The 15,162-nt window shown below is 64.8% G+C and carries 17 protein-coding genes; 3 read left to right on the top strand and 14 right to left on the bottom strand.

Annotation, left to right across the window (positions count from 1 at the left end):
* The first annotated feature begins 16 nt into the window (after positions 1–16).
* Positions 17–1,054 carry a diguanylate cyclase domain-containing protein gene (locus tag ACIGHN_RS00605; protein ID WP_056420875.1) on the top strand — a complete coding sequence of 346 codons (1,038 nt, stop codon included), beginning with the start codon at positions 17–19 and terminating at the stop codon, positions 1,052–1,054.
* A 62-nt stretch (positions 1,055–1,116) separates the two neighbouring features.
* Positions 1,117–1,800, top strand: a complete 684-nt coding sequence (locus ACIGHN_RS00610; RefSeq protein ID WP_396503075.1) for a mechanosensitive ion channel domain-containing protein — start codon at positions 1,117–1,119, stop codon at positions 1,798–1,800.
* 78 nt (positions 1,801–1,878) lie between these two features.
* On the opposite strand, the gene nagZ is transcribed toward ACIGHN_RS00610, so the two are convergent.
* The 9 genes from nagZ to lepA form a co-directional block, all read right to left on the bottom strand.
* On the bottom strand, positions 1,879–2,970 hold the full coding sequence (gene nagZ, locus ACIGHN_RS00615) for a beta-N-acetylhexosaminidase (protein ID WP_396502852.1): 1,092 nt from the start codon (positions 2,968–2,970) through the stop codon (positions 1,879–1,881).
* Positions 2,971–3,020: 50 nt separating this feature from the next.
* Entirely contained in the window at positions 3,021–3,437 is a 417-nt protein-coding gene (acpS, locus tag ACIGHN_RS00620; protein ID WP_396502853.1) for a holo-ACP synthase, read from the bottom strand.
* A gap of 66 nt (positions 3,438–3,503) precedes the next feature.
* Complete coding sequence (locus ACIGHN_RS00625) at positions 3,504–4,298, bottom strand: pyridoxine 5'-phosphate synthase (RefSeq protein WP_396502854.1); 795 nt, start codon at positions 4,296–4,298, stop codon at positions 3,504–3,506.
* The gene (recO, locus tag ACIGHN_RS00630; protein WP_056420863.1) at positions 4,295–5,062 is read right to left on the bottom strand and encodes a DNA repair protein RecO; all 768 of its coding nucleotides are present in this window, start codon (positions 5,060–5,062) and stop codon (positions 4,295–4,297) included. Before recO ends, ACIGHN_RS00625 begins: the two co-directional genes overlap by 4 nt.
* A gap of 142 nt (positions 5,063–5,204) precedes the next feature.
* Entirely contained in the window at positions 5,205–6,215 is a 1,011-nt protein-coding gene (gene era, locus ACIGHN_RS00635) for a GTPase Era (protein ID WP_396502855.1), read from the bottom strand.
* Positions 6,212–6,895, bottom strand: a complete 684-nt coding sequence (gene rnc, locus ACIGHN_RS00640) for a ribonuclease III (protein WP_396502856.1) — start codon at positions 6,893–6,895, stop codon at positions 6,212–6,214. The genes era and rnc overlap by 4 nt, the downstream gene beginning before the upstream one ends.
* Positions 6,895–7,257: a DUF4845 domain-containing protein gene (locus ACIGHN_RS00645; protein ID WP_396502857.1), complete on the bottom strand. Its 363-nt coding sequence runs from the start codon at positions 7,255–7,257 to the stop codon at positions 6,895–6,897. Before ACIGHN_RS00645 ends, rnc begins: the two co-directional genes overlap by 1 nt.
* A gap of 28 nt (positions 7,258–7,285) precedes the next feature.
* Positions 7,286–8,263: a signal peptidase I gene (gene lepB, locus ACIGHN_RS00650; protein ID WP_396502858.1), complete on the bottom strand. Its 978-nt coding sequence runs from the start codon at positions 8,261–8,263 to the stop codon at positions 7,286–7,288.
* Positions 8,263–10,071: a translation elongation factor 4 gene (gene lepA, locus ACIGHN_RS00655; RefSeq protein WP_396502859.1), complete on the bottom strand. Its 1,809-nt coding sequence runs from the start codon at positions 10,069–10,071 to the stop codon at positions 8,263–8,265. Before lepA ends, lepB begins: the two co-directional genes overlap by 1 nt.
* On the opposite strand from lepA, the gene ACIGHN_RS00660 reads away from it, so the two are divergent.
* Positions 10,061–10,234: a hypothetical protein gene (locus ACIGHN_RS00660; RefSeq protein ID WP_156370863.1), complete on the top strand. Its 174-nt coding sequence runs from the start codon at positions 10,061–10,063 to the stop codon at positions 10,232–10,234. The genes lepA and ACIGHN_RS00660 overlap by 11 nt on opposite strands.
* A 348-nt stretch (positions 10,235–10,582) precedes the next feature.
* Here ACIGHN_RS00660 and ACIGHN_RS00665 read toward each other — a convergent pair whose 3' ends face one another.
* The 5 genes from ACIGHN_RS00665 to ACIGHN_RS00685 all read right to left on the bottom strand — a co-directional run bounded on the left by ACIGHN_RS00665 (position 10,583) and on the right by ACIGHN_RS00685 (position 15,115).
* Positions 10,583–12,055, bottom strand: coding sequence for a Do family serine endopeptidase (locus ACIGHN_RS00665; protein WP_396502860.1), 1,473 nt, complete (start codon positions 12,053–12,055; stop codon positions 10,583–10,585).
* 149 nt (positions 12,056–12,204) lie between these two features.
* Complete coding sequence (locus tag ACIGHN_RS00670) at positions 12,205–13,251, bottom strand: MucB/RseB C-terminal domain-containing protein (RefSeq protein WP_396502861.1); 1,047 nt, start codon at positions 13,249–13,251, stop codon at positions 12,205–12,207.
* Positions 13,252–13,317: 66 nt separating this feature from the next.
* The gene (locus ACIGHN_RS00675) at positions 13,318–13,947 is read right to left on the bottom strand and encodes a sigma-E factor negative regulatory protein (protein ID WP_056420846.1); all 630 of its coding nucleotides are present in this window, start codon (positions 13,945–13,947) and stop codon (positions 13,318–13,320) included.
* 51 nt (positions 13,948–13,998) lie between these two features.
* Positions 13,999–14,625, bottom strand: a complete 627-nt coding sequence (gene rpoE / locus ACIGHN_RS00680) for an RNA polymerase sigma factor RpoE (protein WP_056420843.1) — start codon at positions 14,623–14,625, stop codon at positions 13,999–14,001.
* A 13-nt stretch (positions 14,626–14,638) separates the two neighbouring features.
* Positions 14,639–15,115 carry a hypothetical protein gene (locus ACIGHN_RS00685; RefSeq protein WP_396502862.1) on the bottom strand — a complete coding sequence of 159 codons (477 nt, stop codon included), beginning with the start codon at positions 15,113–15,115 and terminating at the stop codon, positions 14,639–14,641.
* Between the last annotated feature and the right edge of the window lie 47 nt (positions 15,116–15,162).

Here is a 15,162-nt window from a genome sequence, read left to right on the forward strand (position 1 = left end):
GGCCTGAGGAGTCACCGTGCCATTCACATCCAGCAGCACGCCCTATCCCCCCACGCAGCCCCCGCCATCGGGCGGCGGTGGGTTCTCGGTCCTGGTGGTGGAAGACCAGGGTTCCGTGCGCGCTGCGTTGGTGGCTGAGTTGCGGCATGCGGGAGTCACCGACATCTTCGAGGCGCCCGAGGGCGACGCCGCGTTGCAACTGTTCAAGGCCCACCGGCCCGACCTGGTGCTGCTGGACATCCGGCTGCCCGGCAAGGATGGCTACTGGGTGGCGCAGCAGATGCGCGAGAGCGAGGCCGGCGACTGGACGCCGATCATCTTCCTGTCCGGACTGGACAACGAGCTGGACGTATGGCGCGGCATCGAAGTGGGCGGCGACGACTACCTCGTCAAGCCGGTCAAGCCCATCGTGCTCATGGCCAAGCTGCGGGCCATGCGGCGCCTGCTGGACATGCGGCGCCGGCTGGTGTCGATGTCGGCCGAACTGCACCTGGCCAACCAGCGGTTGAACGAAATGGTGGAGGTCGACGCCCTCACCGCGCTGGTCAACCGCCGCGGCTTCGACCGCATCCTGCACAACGAGATTTTGGCGGCGCGCCGTGACGGAACGCCGCTCACGCTGATGCTGTGCGATTTGGACCACTTCAAGCTCTTCAACGACGCCAGCGGCCATGTGCAGGGCGATGCGTGCCTGAAGGAGGTGGGCCGGCTGCTGCGTGAAGTGTGCGTGCGGCCGCGGGACGTGGCCTCGCGCTACGGCGGCGAGGAGTTCGCGCTCATCCTGCCCAACACGCCGCGCTCGGGCGCCATGACCTTTGCGCGCGCGCTGGGCCAGTTGCTCAAGGTGCGCGCCCTGCCCCACCCGGGCTCGCCCCTGGGCAGTACGCTCACCCTGTCTGGCGGCATCACCACCTGCGTGCCCGACGACAGCACCAACGCCGAGAGCATGATCATGCGGGCCGACCAGGCCCTGTACGCCGCCAAGGCACAGGGCCGCAACCGGTTCTTCAGTTTTGAAATGCAGATGGACACCCTGGAGCAATTGCGCAATTGAGTCTCTTTTCCGCCTTCTCGTTTGACGCCACCGAACGCAATGCACGCTCTGCGGTCTCGCGCATGCAGGTTCTGAAGACACGGTTGCCCGACTGGATCCAGGACTGGCTGGAAGTCATCATTCCCGGCGTTCAGATTCTGCTGATCCTGTTGGTCGCCTGGCTGCTGCAGCGCATGCTGCGCCGCATCGTGCGCCGCGCCAGCACCCACTACCAGGTGCCCGACGAACTGGTCGTGCCCATGAACGGGCTGATCCGCTGGGTGGTCGTGGCCAGCGCGGCGCTGCTGGTGCTCGAACGCATGGGCGTGTCGGCCACGGTGCTCTGGACGGCCTTCACCGGCTTTGCCACCGTGGGCGCGGTGGCGTTCTTTGCCGCGTGGAGCGTGCTGTCCAACCTGTTTTGCGCGCTCTTGATCTTCACGGTGCGGCCGTTTCGGATCGGCGACTACATCGAGGTGCTGGACACGGCCGAGAAGCCCGGCGCCAAGGGCCGCGTGGTGGACATCAACCTGCTGTACACCACGCTGGAAGACCATGGCGCCACGGCAGAACACGTGGCGTGGCTGCAGATTCCAAATGCGCTGGTGTTCCAGCGCGTGGTGCGGCGGTTTCAGGGGGTGCCTGGCCCGGTGGCGCCGCACGCCGTACCGGCACCTGCAGCCGTAGCCACAGCCGCACCGTCGGCAGAGGCGAGCGTGGCGATCAGCCCACCGCCGGCATCGCCCCCCACTGCACCTGCGCCGTAACGCCTGGCCGTGCTGTCCCCGTTGAGCGGCTGGTAGCTGGCGGTTCGCGGTGGTCGGCCCGCGGTTTCTGCCGCTGCGTCAGGGCAGCAGGTCGAGCGCCTGCATGTACGCAGGCTGGTACATCAGCTCATCCCAGGGCTGGGGCAGCGTTTCGGGCAGCAGCGCCAGGCGGCGCGACTCGCTGTCCACGCTGGGCTTCCACAGGCCCTGCGCCTGGGCTTTTTCCAGGCCGTCGATGAGTTCATCCACCGCCCGGCCGTCGCCCACGCTCTGGTTGCACAGCAGCACCAGGTCGCAGCCGGCCTCCAGGGCCGCCACCGCCGCATCGGTGTAGCTGACCACCTGGCCGTCCAGCCGCCGCGCACCTTCCATGCTGAGGTCGTCGCTGAAGATGGCGCCGTCAAAACGCATCTGGCGGCGCAGGATGTCCTGCAGCCAGCGCTGGGAGAAGCCCGCGGGACGGCTGTCCACCTTGGGGTAGATCACGTGCGCCGGCATCACGCTGGTGAGCGTGGTGCTGAGCCAGGGGTACGGCGCGGCGTCGTCGGCCAGGATGGCCTTCAGGCTGCGCTTGTCCACCGGCACTTCGGTGTGCGAGTCGGCTTTGACAAAGCCATGCCCCGGAAAGTGCTTGCCGCAGTTGGCCATGCCGGCCTGCAGCAGGCCGTGCATGAGGCTCTTGGCCAGCAGCGCCACCACGCGCGGGTCGCGGTGAAAGGCCCGGTCGCCGATGACGCCGCTTTCGCCCCAGTCCAGGTCCAGCACCGGCGTGAAGCTGAAATCCACGCCGCAGGCGCGCAGCTCACTGCCGAGCACGTAGCCCGCAGCCGTGGCGGCATTGGTGGCCCGCAGGGCGCCGCTGCCGGCCACGGCCTTGGCACCCTTGCCATCGTCCATCCACAACTCGCCCAGGGCGCGCATCGGCGGCACATGCGTGAAGCCGTCGGTGCGAAAGCGCTGAACGCGGCCGCCTTCGTGGTCCACGCAGATCAGCAGGTCATCGCGCACGGCCTTGATGGCGCTGGTGAGCTGCAGCAACTGCGTGCGGTCGGTCCAGTTGCGGGCAAACAGGATGACGCCGCCGGTCAGCGGGTGGGCCAGGCGGCGGCGGTCTGCGGCGGTGAGCTCTGTGCCAGCCACGTCGAGGATCAGGGGTGCGTGTTCGGTCATGGGTTCCACAATGATTTGCTATACAAACAATAGCTGCCAGCGCTTGCCAATCAAGCGGTAGGGGCCGATTTATCTTGCATTTTCTCGACCACGCAGAAGCTGGCGGCGTAGTCGGTTTCGTCGGTCACGCTCAGGTGTGCCGTCAGGCCCCGCGCTTCGAACCAGTCCTTGAGCGCACCGTGCAGCACGATCACGGGCTGGCCGCTGGGCAGTTTCGCCACTTCGCAGTGGCGCCAGGTCATGGGCATGCGCATCCCGAGGCCTATGGCTTTGCTGAAGGCCTCCTTGGCCGAAAAGCGGGTGGCCAGGTAGCGCAGGCCCCGGTCGGGCCAGCGGCTGCTCCGCTCGCGCCAGGTCGCCAGTTCGCCATCGGCCAGCACCTTCTGGGCGAAGCGCTCGCCGTGGCGCTCCAGGCTGGCGGCGATGCGCCGCACGTCGCAGATGTCGGTACCAATGCCGTAGATCATGGTTGTGAGTCAAAAAGGTGGCTACCGCTTGCCTGTCAATCGCCACCAGCTATCAAATAAGGAGCATCAACGGCTCGCGGCCGCACCCGTGTGGATGCACGCCAGGTAGGCCTGCACCGTGGCCGCGTAGCCCAGCTCCAGCGCGTCGGCGACCAGCGCGTGGCCTATGGAGACTTCCAGCACGCCGGGCACGTCGCGCACGAAGGCGGCCAGGTTGTCGCGGTTCAGGTCGTGGCCTGCGTTGACCCCCAGGCCCGCATCGAGCGCCGCCTGGGCGGCATCGCGGTAGCGTGCCAGCTGCTCGTCCTGCTGGGGCGTGCCCCAGGCGGCGGCATAGGGCTCGGTGTACAGCTCGACGCGGTCGGCGCCTGCCGCCTTGGCTGCGGCCATCTGCTCGGGCACCGGGTCCATGAACAGGCTCACGCGCACGCCCAGGGCCTTGCATTCGGCGATCAGGGGTTGCAGGCGCTCGGCATCTTGCGGAAAGCTCCAGCCGTGGTCGCTGGTGAACTGGTCTTCGCTGTCCGGGACGAACGTCGCCTGGTGCGGGCGCACTTGGCGGATGAAGTCCATCAGGTTCTGCGACGGATTGCCCTCGATGTTGTATTCGCGGTCCGGCCAGGCCTTCATCAGCGTGGCCAGCTCGAACACGTCATGGCCGCGGATGTGCCGCTCGTCGGGCCGGGGGTGCACCGTGATGCCCTGCACGCCCGCCTGGAGGCACAGCTCGGCCGCGCGGGTGACGCTGGGAATGCCCAGATGGCGCGTGTTGCGCAACAGGGCGACCTTGTTGACGTTGACCGACAAGGCGGTGGTCGGGTGCGAAGGACGGCTGGGGCTGGTGTGGAATGGCTGGTTCATAGGGCCTGCAGGTCGATCATGAGCTGGCGGGTGCGCAGCGTCGGGCTGCCGCAATGGTATTGCAGCACGGCGCGCAGCTGGGGTTTGAGTTCGGCCGCCACCGGCGCGCAGGCCCGCAGCGTGGCGGTGTAGCTGGCGGTGCCGTCGTCCAGGGCCCGCTGCAGCGCCTGCCACTGGTGGCCCTGCAAGCTGGCCCGGTCGGCCGACGAGGCTGCGCGCAAGCCGCCCTCGGCCACCAGCGTGTAGCGGGTGGCGGGCTCCAGGGGCGCGAGGGTCATGGTCTGGGCGTCCAGGCTGGGCAGCAGGCCGATCTCGCGCAGCAACAGCAGCTCGAAGCTGCGCAACACGGGCTCCAGGGCATCGCCATGCTCACTGGCCAGCACGCGCACCACGCCTGCATAGGCGTCGAACAGGGCTGTGTGCGGGTCGACCCGGGCCAGCAGGCGCAGCAGCAATTCGTTGAGGTACAGCCCCGAGAGCAGCGCGTCGCCCGTGGGCATCACATGGCCGCCCACCCATTCCGCGCCCTTGAGCGTGTGGATATCGGCACTGCCATCACCCGACAAGGTGTACGTGAGCAGCAGGGGCTGCAGCGGCAGCAGCACCGGGCGGAAGTTGGAGGTGGGCTTCTTGGCCCCCTTGGCCACCAGCGCCACGCGGCCCTGCCGGCGGCAGAACACCTCCAGGATCAGGCTGGACTCGCTCCAGTCGTAGCTGTGCAGCACGAAGGCGGGTTCATCGGCGATGCGCTTGGCGGCAGCCACGGTGGTGGGTCTTCGGGTGCAGGTCAGGGACCGTCAAAGGGACGCTGCCGCCCCGGGCAGAGAGCAGCGGGCCGGGCGTTGTGGTTCCACAGGCAACAGAACAGAGCAGGCTGCTACCGAATGTGCCGGCTGTGGCGGCGGCTCATTCGTAGCCGAACGAGCGCACACGCGCCTCGTCGTCGGCCCAGCCCGAGCGCACCTTGACCCAGAGTTCGAGGAACACCTTGGCGTCCATGAGTTTTTCGAGTTCTTGCCGCGCCTCGGTACCGATGCGCTTCAAGCGTTCACCCTTGTCGCCGATGACCATCATCTTGTGGTTGTCGCGCTCCACCACGATAGTGGCGGCGATCTTGACCAGGCGCTTGTGCTGCTTGCTCTTTTCCTCTTCGAACTTGTCGATGACGACGGTCGAGGTGTAGGGCAACTCGTCGCCGGTGAAGCGGAACAGCTTTTCGCGCACGGTCTCGGAAGCCAGGAACTTCTCGCTGCGGTCGGTCAGCTCGTCCTCGGCGTACCACCAGCCCTGCTCGGGCAGGTACTTGGCGCAGATGCCGAAGAGGCGCTCGATATCGCCCTTGTTCTTGGCCGACATGGGCACGAACTCGGCAAACGGATGGCGCTCCTGCATGCTCTTGAGCCAGGGCGCGATCTCGGCGCGGCGGTGGATCATGTCGAGCTTGTTGGCCAGCAGCAGAGTGGGGATGCCGGGCTTGAACAGCGACAGCACCTTGGCATCGGCCAGCGTGAAGTTGCCCGCTTCGACCACGAAGAGAATCAGGTCCACATCGCCGATCGCGCCCATCACCGTCTTGTTGAGCGACTTGTTGAGCGCGGTGGCGTGGCGCGTCTGGAAACCGGGCGTATCGACGAAGATGAACTGCGTGAGCTCGCGCGTGCGGATGCCGGTGATGCGGTGGCGCGTGGTCTGGGCCTTGCGCGACGTGATGCTGATCTTCTGGCCCACCAGCGCGTTGAGCAGCGTGGACTTGCCGACGTTGGGCTTGCCCACGATGGCGATCACCCCACAGCGCTGGCCTTGCACCGCTGCGGGAGGACGCGATGCTGCGAGCATGGCCTCCAGATCATTCTGGACACCGGCGCTCGGCACGCTGTCTTCCTCACCGGCCACATCGTGGGTTGCGTCGTTGTTCATAGATTCTTTGCTTTCAATGTGGCCAGCATGGCCGCCGCAGCCGCCTGCTCGCCCGCGCGGCGCGAGCCGCCGATGCCGCGTTCGGTGAGGGACAGTTCGGGGATGTCGCACTCGACGTCAAAGGTCTGGCGGTGGGCGGCACCCACCGTCGCCACCACCTTGTACTGCGGCAGCTTCATTTTGCGGCCCTGCAGCCACTCCTGCAACGCGGTTTTGGCGTCTTTGGAGGCCGCCTGCATCTGGGGATTGATCTCCACGCCCTGGAACAGCCGGTGCACCAGTGCCTCGGCCGCGGAATACCCCGCATCGAGGTACACCGCACCAATGAGCGCCTCCAGAGCATCCGCCAGGATGGAGGGCCGCTGCTGGCCGCCCGATTTGGACTCGCCCTCGCCCAGGCGCAGCACCTCGGACACCCTCAGGTGCAGCGCGAGCTGGTGCAGCGTGTCCTGCTTGACGAGATTGGCGCGGACGCGGGAGAGATCACCTTCGGGCAGGTCGGCCAGCCGCTGGTACAGCAGGCTGGCGACGGCCAGGTTCAGGACGGAATCACCGAGAAACTCCAGGCGCTCGTTGTGGTCGGCCGAGAAGCTGCGGTGCGTCGTGGCGCGCTGGAGCAGCGCAGGATTGGAGAAAACATGCTGCAGGCGGGCCTGCAGCGATTGGAGGCCTGGATGCACTAGTTGGTCTGCCCTTCGAAGCGGTAGACAAGATATCCAGGGCCGGCTAGAGGTATTTCTCTCGAGTACTTGAACGACACCACCACTTTGTCACCGCGCTTTGTAACTTGCAGGTCAGAGCCTTTGATTGAACGAATGTCATCAATTGCAGCAGCACGATCAAAAGCTGCTTGTACCCCGGCAACTGTAGTTTCAACCTTGGCTTTTTCAATTGCCTTTTTTGCTGCAAAGTACTCTAAAAAAATTGGAACTGACTGTCCTCCTACGGCAAACACCGCTACGGCGATTACCCCAATAAAAATCAATCCCAGAAAAGACAGACCACGTTGATGCAATCGGCTTGCGGATCTTTGCTTTGCCATAACTCCCCCTATCGTTCGAATCTGCTAGTCAATGAAAGGAACCGATGCGCTTGAGATTACCGAAATTCATCCACACAAAGAAGGCCCGGCCCACGATGTTGGCCTCGGGCACGAATCCCCAGTAGCGTGAATCCAGGGAGTTGTCGCGGTTGTCACCCATCATGAAGTAATGGCCCTCGGGGACCTTGCAGACCACCCCTTCGACACTGTAGCGGCAGTTCTGGCGGTTCGCAAAGTTGGAAGCGCCCTGCACGAACGCAGGCACATCCGGATTGTTCAACAGGCGGTGCGGCTGCGCGCCAAGCTGCTCCTCGAACTGCTTGAAGTAGCGCATCGAGTCTTCTTCAAAAAAGTCGGGCAGCGCCTTGGTGTCCACGGCCTTTCCATTGATTGTGAGACGCTTGTTCAGGTAGGCCACCTCGTCGCCCGGCACGCCCACCACACGCTTGATGTAGTCGAGCGTCGGCTGGGGCGGGTACCGGAACACGAGCACGTCGCCGCGCTGGGGCTTGCTGCCTTCGATGATCTTGGTGTGGATCACCGGCAGGCGCACGCCGTAGGTGAATTTGTTGACCAGGATCAGGTCGCCCACCAGCAGCGTGGGAATCATCGACCCCGACGGGATCTTGAAGGGCTCGAACAGGAAGGAGCGCAGCAGGAACACCACCACGATGACCGGAAACAGGCCGGCCGTCCAGTCGAGCCACCAGGGCTGCATGAGCAGGCGGCCCTTGGCCTCCTGGACGTCCACGTCGACCTTCTCGATGCCCATGCGGTCCAGCTCGGCCCGGCGCTGGACGGCCGCATCCTCCACCGCCTGCGCGGCGCGGCGCCGCTGGGGCAGGAAGTAAAAGCGCTCCGCGAGCCAATAGGCGCCCGTGACCACGGTCGCCAGGAACAGCAGCAGCGCGAAATTGCCCTCGATGGCGCCGAAGTACCAGGCGCCGATGTAGCCCGCAAAAATGGCCAGCACGGCCGACGTCAGGATCTGCATGAACTGAAGCATCAATCTTCCACCTGCAAAATGGCCAGGAAAGCCTCTTGGGGCACCTCGACCGAGCCAATCTGTTTCATGCGTTTCTTGCCTGCCTTTTGCTTTTCAAGGAGCTTGCGCTTGCGGCTGACGTCACCGCCGTAGCATTTTGCCAGCACGTTCTTGCGCAGCGCCTTGATGGTTTCGCGCGCGATGATGTTCGCGCCGATGGCAGCCTGGATCGCCACGTCGTACATCTGGCGGCTGATGATTTCGCGCATCTTGCCCACCACGGCGCGGCCACGGTACTGCGACTGCGAGCGGTGCACGATGATGGACAAGGCGTCTACCTTCTCGCCATTGAGCAGGATGTCCACCTTGACCACGTCGGAAGCGCGGTACTCCTTGAACTCGTAGTCCATGGAGGCATAGCCGCGCGACACCGACTTGAGCTTGTCGAAGAAGTCGAGAACGATCTCGCCCAGCGGCATGTCGTAGGTGAGCATCACCTGGCGGCCGTGGTACGCCATGTTGATCTGCACGCCGCGCTTTTGGTTGGCCAGCGTCATCACCGGGCCGACGTAGTCCTGGGGCATGTACAGATGCACCGTGACGATGGGCTCGCGCACTTCTTCCAGGCGTCCCTGGTCGGGCATCTTGGACGGGTTTTCGACCATGACGATCTCGCCGTCGGCCTTGACCACCTGGTACACCACGCTGGGCGCCGTGGTGATGAGGTCCTGATCGAACTCCCGCTCCAGGCGCTCCTGCACGATCTCCATGTGCAACAGGCCCAGGAAGCCGCAGCGAAAGCCAAAGCCCAACGCCTGGCTCACTTCGGGTTCGTAGTGCAGCGAGGCGTCGTTGAGCTTGAGTTTTTCCAGCGCATCGCGCAGCGAGTCGTACTCGCTCGCTTCGGTGGGGTAGAGCCCCGCGAACACCTGCGGCTGGATTTCCTTGAAGCCGGGCAGCGCCTCGGCAGCGGGGCCGGCGTTGTTGGGCAGCTTCTTTTCCAGCGTGATGGTGTCGCCCACCTTGGCAGCCTGCAACTCCTTGATGCCGGCAATGATGTAGCCCACCTGGCCGGCATCCAGCGAATTGCGCGGCTCGTTGGCGGGTGTGAAAACGCCCAGGTTGTCCGCGTTGTACACAGCCTCGCTGGCCATCATCTTGATGCGCTCGCCCTTGAGCAGGCGACCGTCGACCACGCGCACCAGCATCACCACACCCACGTAGCTGTCGAACCAGCTGTCGATGATCATCGCGCGCAGCGGGCCGTCCGCGTTGCCGCGCGGTGCGGGCACCTTGGCAACAATGGCTTCCAGAATCTCGTCGATGCCCAGGCCGGTCTTGGCCGAGCAGGGAATGGCATCGGTCGCATCGATGCCGATCACGTCTTCGATCTCGGCCTTGGCGTTCTCGGGATCTGCGTTGGGCAGATCCATCTTGTTGAGCACCGGCACCACCTCCACACCGAGGTCGAGCGCGGTGTAGCAGTTGGCCACGGTCTGCGCCTCCACGCCTTGCGATGCATCGACGACGAGCAACGCGCCTTCACATGCGGACAGCGAGCGGCTCACCTCGTACGAGAAGTCGACGTGGCCCGGCGTGTCGATCAGATTGAGGTTGTAGACCTGTCCGTCCTGGGCCTTGTACTGCAGCGCAGCGGTCTGCGCCTTGATGGTTATCCCACGCTCTTTTTCGATGTCCATCGAGTCGAGCACCTGGGCTTCCATGTCGCGCTCGGCAAGACCTCCACAGCGTTGGATCAAGCGATCGGCCAGTGTCGACTTGCCATGGTCGATGTGCGCGATGATGGAAAAATTTCTGATGTGGTTCATCAACGAAAAACGTCAAGTGATTGAATTAAAACGGCGCACACAAGAAAAAAGGGCGCGTCGAATGGCGACGCGCCCTGAACCAACAATCATTGGCAACTGCGATAGTTGGAACTTCATTGTAGGCAAAAAGCCCGCCGAAAAAAGCCCGCCCGACTGCATCTGAGGGGAGTTGTCACGGTGCAACAGGAATTTTATACACAGCTTATTCACAATTGGCCCAACAACAACGCTGGACAACTTGTGGGTGAGCTGTGGATCAGCTGTGCATCGCACACTGGCATCCCGCATCGTGAACCCGACGCCATTCAATATACAGTTAAGGTTTGAACAGGTGCCCGTATTCTATCGAAAACGATTGGTAGGCCGGCACGCATGTAAGCGAGAGCTAACTTCAAGCGAGTGCAAAGACTTTTTTCCGCGGCCCAAAAAATAGTGCACCTACCCGCAAAAGGCTTGGCGGCGAAGGGGTCATGACGCTGTCACGGCCCCTTCGAGCGCGCCAGGCCCCAGGTCAGCGGGCGGGGCGGATCAGCGCGTACTGCGCCCATTCGCCGCGGCGGTACAGCACGTTGATCGCCTTGGTCTTGTCGGCCTTCGACAGCACCGCCTCGAACTCCTTCACGCCCGCCACTTCGGTGTTGGCAATCGACAGGATCACATCACCCTCGCGCAGGCCCGCTCGCGCGGCCCCATCGGTGGCAGCGGCCACCACCACGCCGCCCTTGATCTTGAGCTCTTTCTTCTGCGCGTCGGTCAACTCCGTGACCGCCAGGCCCACCTGCTGGGCGGCTGCAGAAGCCTTGGGTTTTTCTTCGCGCTCCGGCGCCTTGGCCACCGGCTTGTCCGGCTCGATCTCGGCGATGGTGATGCCCAGGTCCCGCGAGGCGCCCCGGCGGAACACCGTCACCGTGCTCTTGCTGCCGGGCTTGGTGTTGCCCACCAGGCGCGGCAGGTCGGCGACCTTTTCAATCGGCTTGCCGTCAAAGCGCGTGATGATGTCGCCCGCCTCCACGCCGGCCTTGTCGGCAGGGGAGCCCGACTCGACGCCGGTGACCAGTGCGCCCTGCGCTTTGCCCAGGCCGATGGACTCCGCGACATCGCGGGTCACCTGGCCGATCTGCACGCCGATGCGGCCCCGGGTCACACGGCCCGACGCGCGCAACTGCTCGCTCACGCGGATGGCCTCGTCCATCGGAATGGCAAACGAGATGCCCATGAACCCACCCGAGCGCGAATAGATCTGGCTGTTGATGCCGACCACCTCGCCGCGCATGTTGATCAGCGGCCCGCCGGAATTGCCGGGGTTGATCGCCACATCCGTCTGGATGAAGGGCAGGTAGTCGCCCGTATCGCGCTGCTTGGCACTCACGATGCCCGCCGTGACGGTGTTCTCCAGGCCGAAGGGTGAGCCGATGGCCATCACCCATTCGCCCACGCGAAGGCGGCTCAGATCGCCCACCTTGACGGCCGGCAGGCCCGTGGCTTCTATCTTGACCACCGCGACGTCGGTGCGCTTGTCGGCACCGATGATCTTGGCCTTGAATTCACGCTTGTCGGTCAGCGTCACGATGACCTCGTCGGCCCCCTCGACCACGTGGGCATTCGTCATCACGAAGCCGTCGGCCGTCAGGATGAAGCCCGAACCCACGCCGCGCGGCTGCGCCTCTTCGTCCTGCTGCGGCCGCTGAGGGCGCTGCTGCCGCGGCGCATTCGGGATGGGCACGCCGAAACGCTTGAAGAACTCCAGCATTTCCTCGTCCATGCCATTGGCACCAGAACGGCTGGACGCCTTCTCCACGGTACGGATGTTGACCACGGAAGGCCCCACCTGATCCACCAGGTCGGTGAAATCTGGCAGGCCACGCACAGCCGCCGCGGGCTGCGCCAGGGCCGCCAGCGGCAGCAAACCTGCCGTACCAGCCACACCCACCAACACCGAAGCGAGCGCCCACGAGCGCAGCACGGTTCCATCAAACTTCGACATCTTTGACCTTTCGTGAAATGTGACGAATGCCGTCATACAACTGTGTGTAACTGTGAAGAAAGTGCGTGCAAATGGTTCCCCGGCAAAAGAACGATCGCGTGCCGCGCAACGCGGCACCGGACAGCGGAGCCGCGGCGGGCCCGACGCGCTCAGCGCGTGCGTTCAAGCTGGCCCGCAAAGAGGCGCAGGGTGTGCATGGGGACCTCGCCCACCGCCGTGAGCCACACCTCGGGCGTGATCTTCTGCGCGAGCAATTGCGTGGCGCCCATGCTGGAGACCTGCGGCTGGGCGGGGTGGCGTTGTGCGTCGAACGCCTCCATGAACAGCGACACGGATGCCAGTCCATCGGAATACAGGCACTGCAGCACACCCTGGGCGTCATCGGTCGCAGACACCGCCCGCTTGTGGCAGCTCACGGGCACGAAGCCGGCCACGGGCTGCCGCAGCGACCAGCCCTCGTCCTTGGCGGTCGTCTTGACCACCGCTGGCGCCACCACTTTGTAGCCAGCGGTAGCGTCCATCAGCCGCGACAGCTGATCGGCACGCACCGATGCATTGAGGTCCAGCTCCGAGAAGGCCGACTGCTCGAGCACGCGCCCGTCGGGCGCCAGGGTCTGGAGCTTGACCACCAGGCCCGTCTCTTTTTCGCTCCAGAGCCGGTAGCCAAACCGCAAGCCGTCCAGCGGCTTGAACCAGACCACGTCGGCCACCAGCCCGGCAACACGCTCCTGGCCCAGAGGCTTGGAGACATAGAACTGGGAAATGGACGCTCCATCGACGGCAGGAACGCGCGGGAAAAGACCCGCCGCCTCCCGCCGGTCCATCCGCACCACCCGCGTCTGCGGCCAGAACGTGCGCACTTCGTCGTTGCGCCTGAAGATGACGCGGGGAGTGCCGCTCAGCACCTCGACCTGCTCCATCTGCTGCTGGGCATCGCATGCCTGCCAGATCCGCGAGCTGGCCATGGCACCGGTGGCAGACAGGACCACGAAAGTCCCGACATAAGGCTTGGCACAGGGCGCGCGGTGCATGCGCTCGATCCACTGCACCACCGTGCGCTCGGCTGGGGCCGGTGCAGCGTCGACGGTCGATGAAGGTGCCGAAGCCCCCGCCTGCGGTGCGCCGACTGCGCAAGACGCGCCCAGCATGCACAGCGCCGCCAAGGCAGGCGCCTTGATCCATCGATACAAAGACATGGTGGGGCTGGCTGTGGCTCCTGACGGGTTCATCGCACGACCTCGATGCCGATGGGAACCCGGCGGTCAGCGGCTGGGAGTCTCGAAGGTGGCATTGCGCAAGAAGCCTGCGGGCATCTGCAGGGCCGAGGTGCTTCCAAACTGCTTGTGTGCGGCCAACAGCTCGTCCAAGCGCGGGTCGCGGATCATGACCTGCTGACCATCCGCGTCGGCCACAGCCACCACCGGCGCGGCCGCAGCGCCTGCTGCCGGGCGCTCGACCGATTGCTGGGCCAGTTGCGCGCCGGCCGGCGCCTGACCAGGACTTCCTTGCAGCGTGGACAGCGAGGACCAGCCGATGGCCGCGACTGCCGCCATCGACGCAAATCCAGCAGCCATCTTCCAGCGGAACACCGAAGCGTTCGCAGCGGCCGTCGCGTTGGGGGCCACCACGGCCACCTGCACAGGCTCCTGCGCACGCACCGGCAGTGGCTCCTTGGCCAGCTCCGTGCGCAGACGGGCCATGAAACCCGTGTCCATGGGCTGCGCCAACTCGGGTGAACGCAGCACGTCGCCCACCAGGTGGTACAGCTGCCAGGTCGCCATGGCCTCTTCGTCCTGGCCGGCGTAAGCGAGCGCATCCGCCAGCTCAGCGCCCTGCAACTGCCCGTCCGCCAGCGCAGAAAGTTGTTCTCGTTTGTCCGTACTGTCCGCCATGGAGCGATCCGCCAATTCGATGTTTGCTACAGCCTTGTTCATTTCATCACCTCACCACCGTTTGCCCGTCTGGTTTTCGAGCAAGGGACGCACCCGGGCCGAAATGGCCTCCCGCGCCCTGAAAATCCGCGACCGCACGGTGCCGATGGGGCAACCCATCGCCAGGGCGATCTCGTCGTAACTCAACCCTTCGATCTCGCGCAGCGTCACCGCCTGGCGCAGATCCTCGGGCAACGCCTCCATCGCCGCATTGACGGCTTGCGCGATTTCTCGGGCAGCGAGTACGGTTTCGGGGGTTTCTTCGCTGGTTAGTTCATGTCCGAGGCGGGAAGTTTCATCCTCATCGTCATTCCCTCTCAGTGCATTCTCCGAGATGACCGGGTTGCGCTTCATGTCCATGAGCGCTTTTTTGGCCGTGTTCACCGCAATCCGGTAGAGCCAGGTGTAGAACTGGGCCTCGCCGCGAAACTGGTGCAGGGCACGGTAGGCCCGGATGAAGGTTTCCTGCGCGATGTCCGGGATGATGTCCGTATCTCGAACCATCCGGCCGATCAGCCGCTCGATGCGGCGCTGGTACTTGATGACCAGCAACTCGTAGGCACGCTGATCGCCCGCAACCGTGCGCTCCACCAGTTGGAGATCACTGTCCTCGGAAGGGGAAGGCGTATTTACAGTCATTGATGCTCGAAAATCACGCCCCTGGGCTACCAGCCGGGGCGATTGCGTCAGGGTCAACGCCCGGCTTGGCGCGCGAATATACCGCACGGCGCATATCCATCCAACGCTCGGGCTGGCTTGAACGCCCCAGCCACAGCCAGAGATCGCGACGCCCTGCGGGCGAGACATGCACCCACAAGTGCGATTGCATGTCGAGAAAGACTCCCGGCGGGCCGGAAAGTGCCCGGACCTGTGCATCGGCGTGCCCGGCCGCCAAAACGACAGACCAGGACTGACCGTCCCAGCGAAGCATGCCCACTGGCTGATGGCGCCAGAAATGAACCGCACAGATGGCGGCAACAAGCCACACACCCACCGCCATCCACACGGACCACGGCACGCCCACACGGGTGCCCTGCAATGCCCAGGCCGCCAATCCACCAGCGCCCCAGGCCACCACCGCGAGCAGAAACCCCCCAAGGACGCTGCTGCGTCCGAAGGGATAGTTCACTGCGGGGGCGCGTCGCGCCAGAGGGGTCATGGGAACGGATGCCTCAT

The sequence above is a fragment of the Acidovorax sp. NPDC077693 genome, from assembly GCF_044542805.1.
GTDB lineage: Bacteria > Pseudomonadota > Gammaproteobacteria > Burkholderiales > Burkholderiaceae_C > Acidovorax.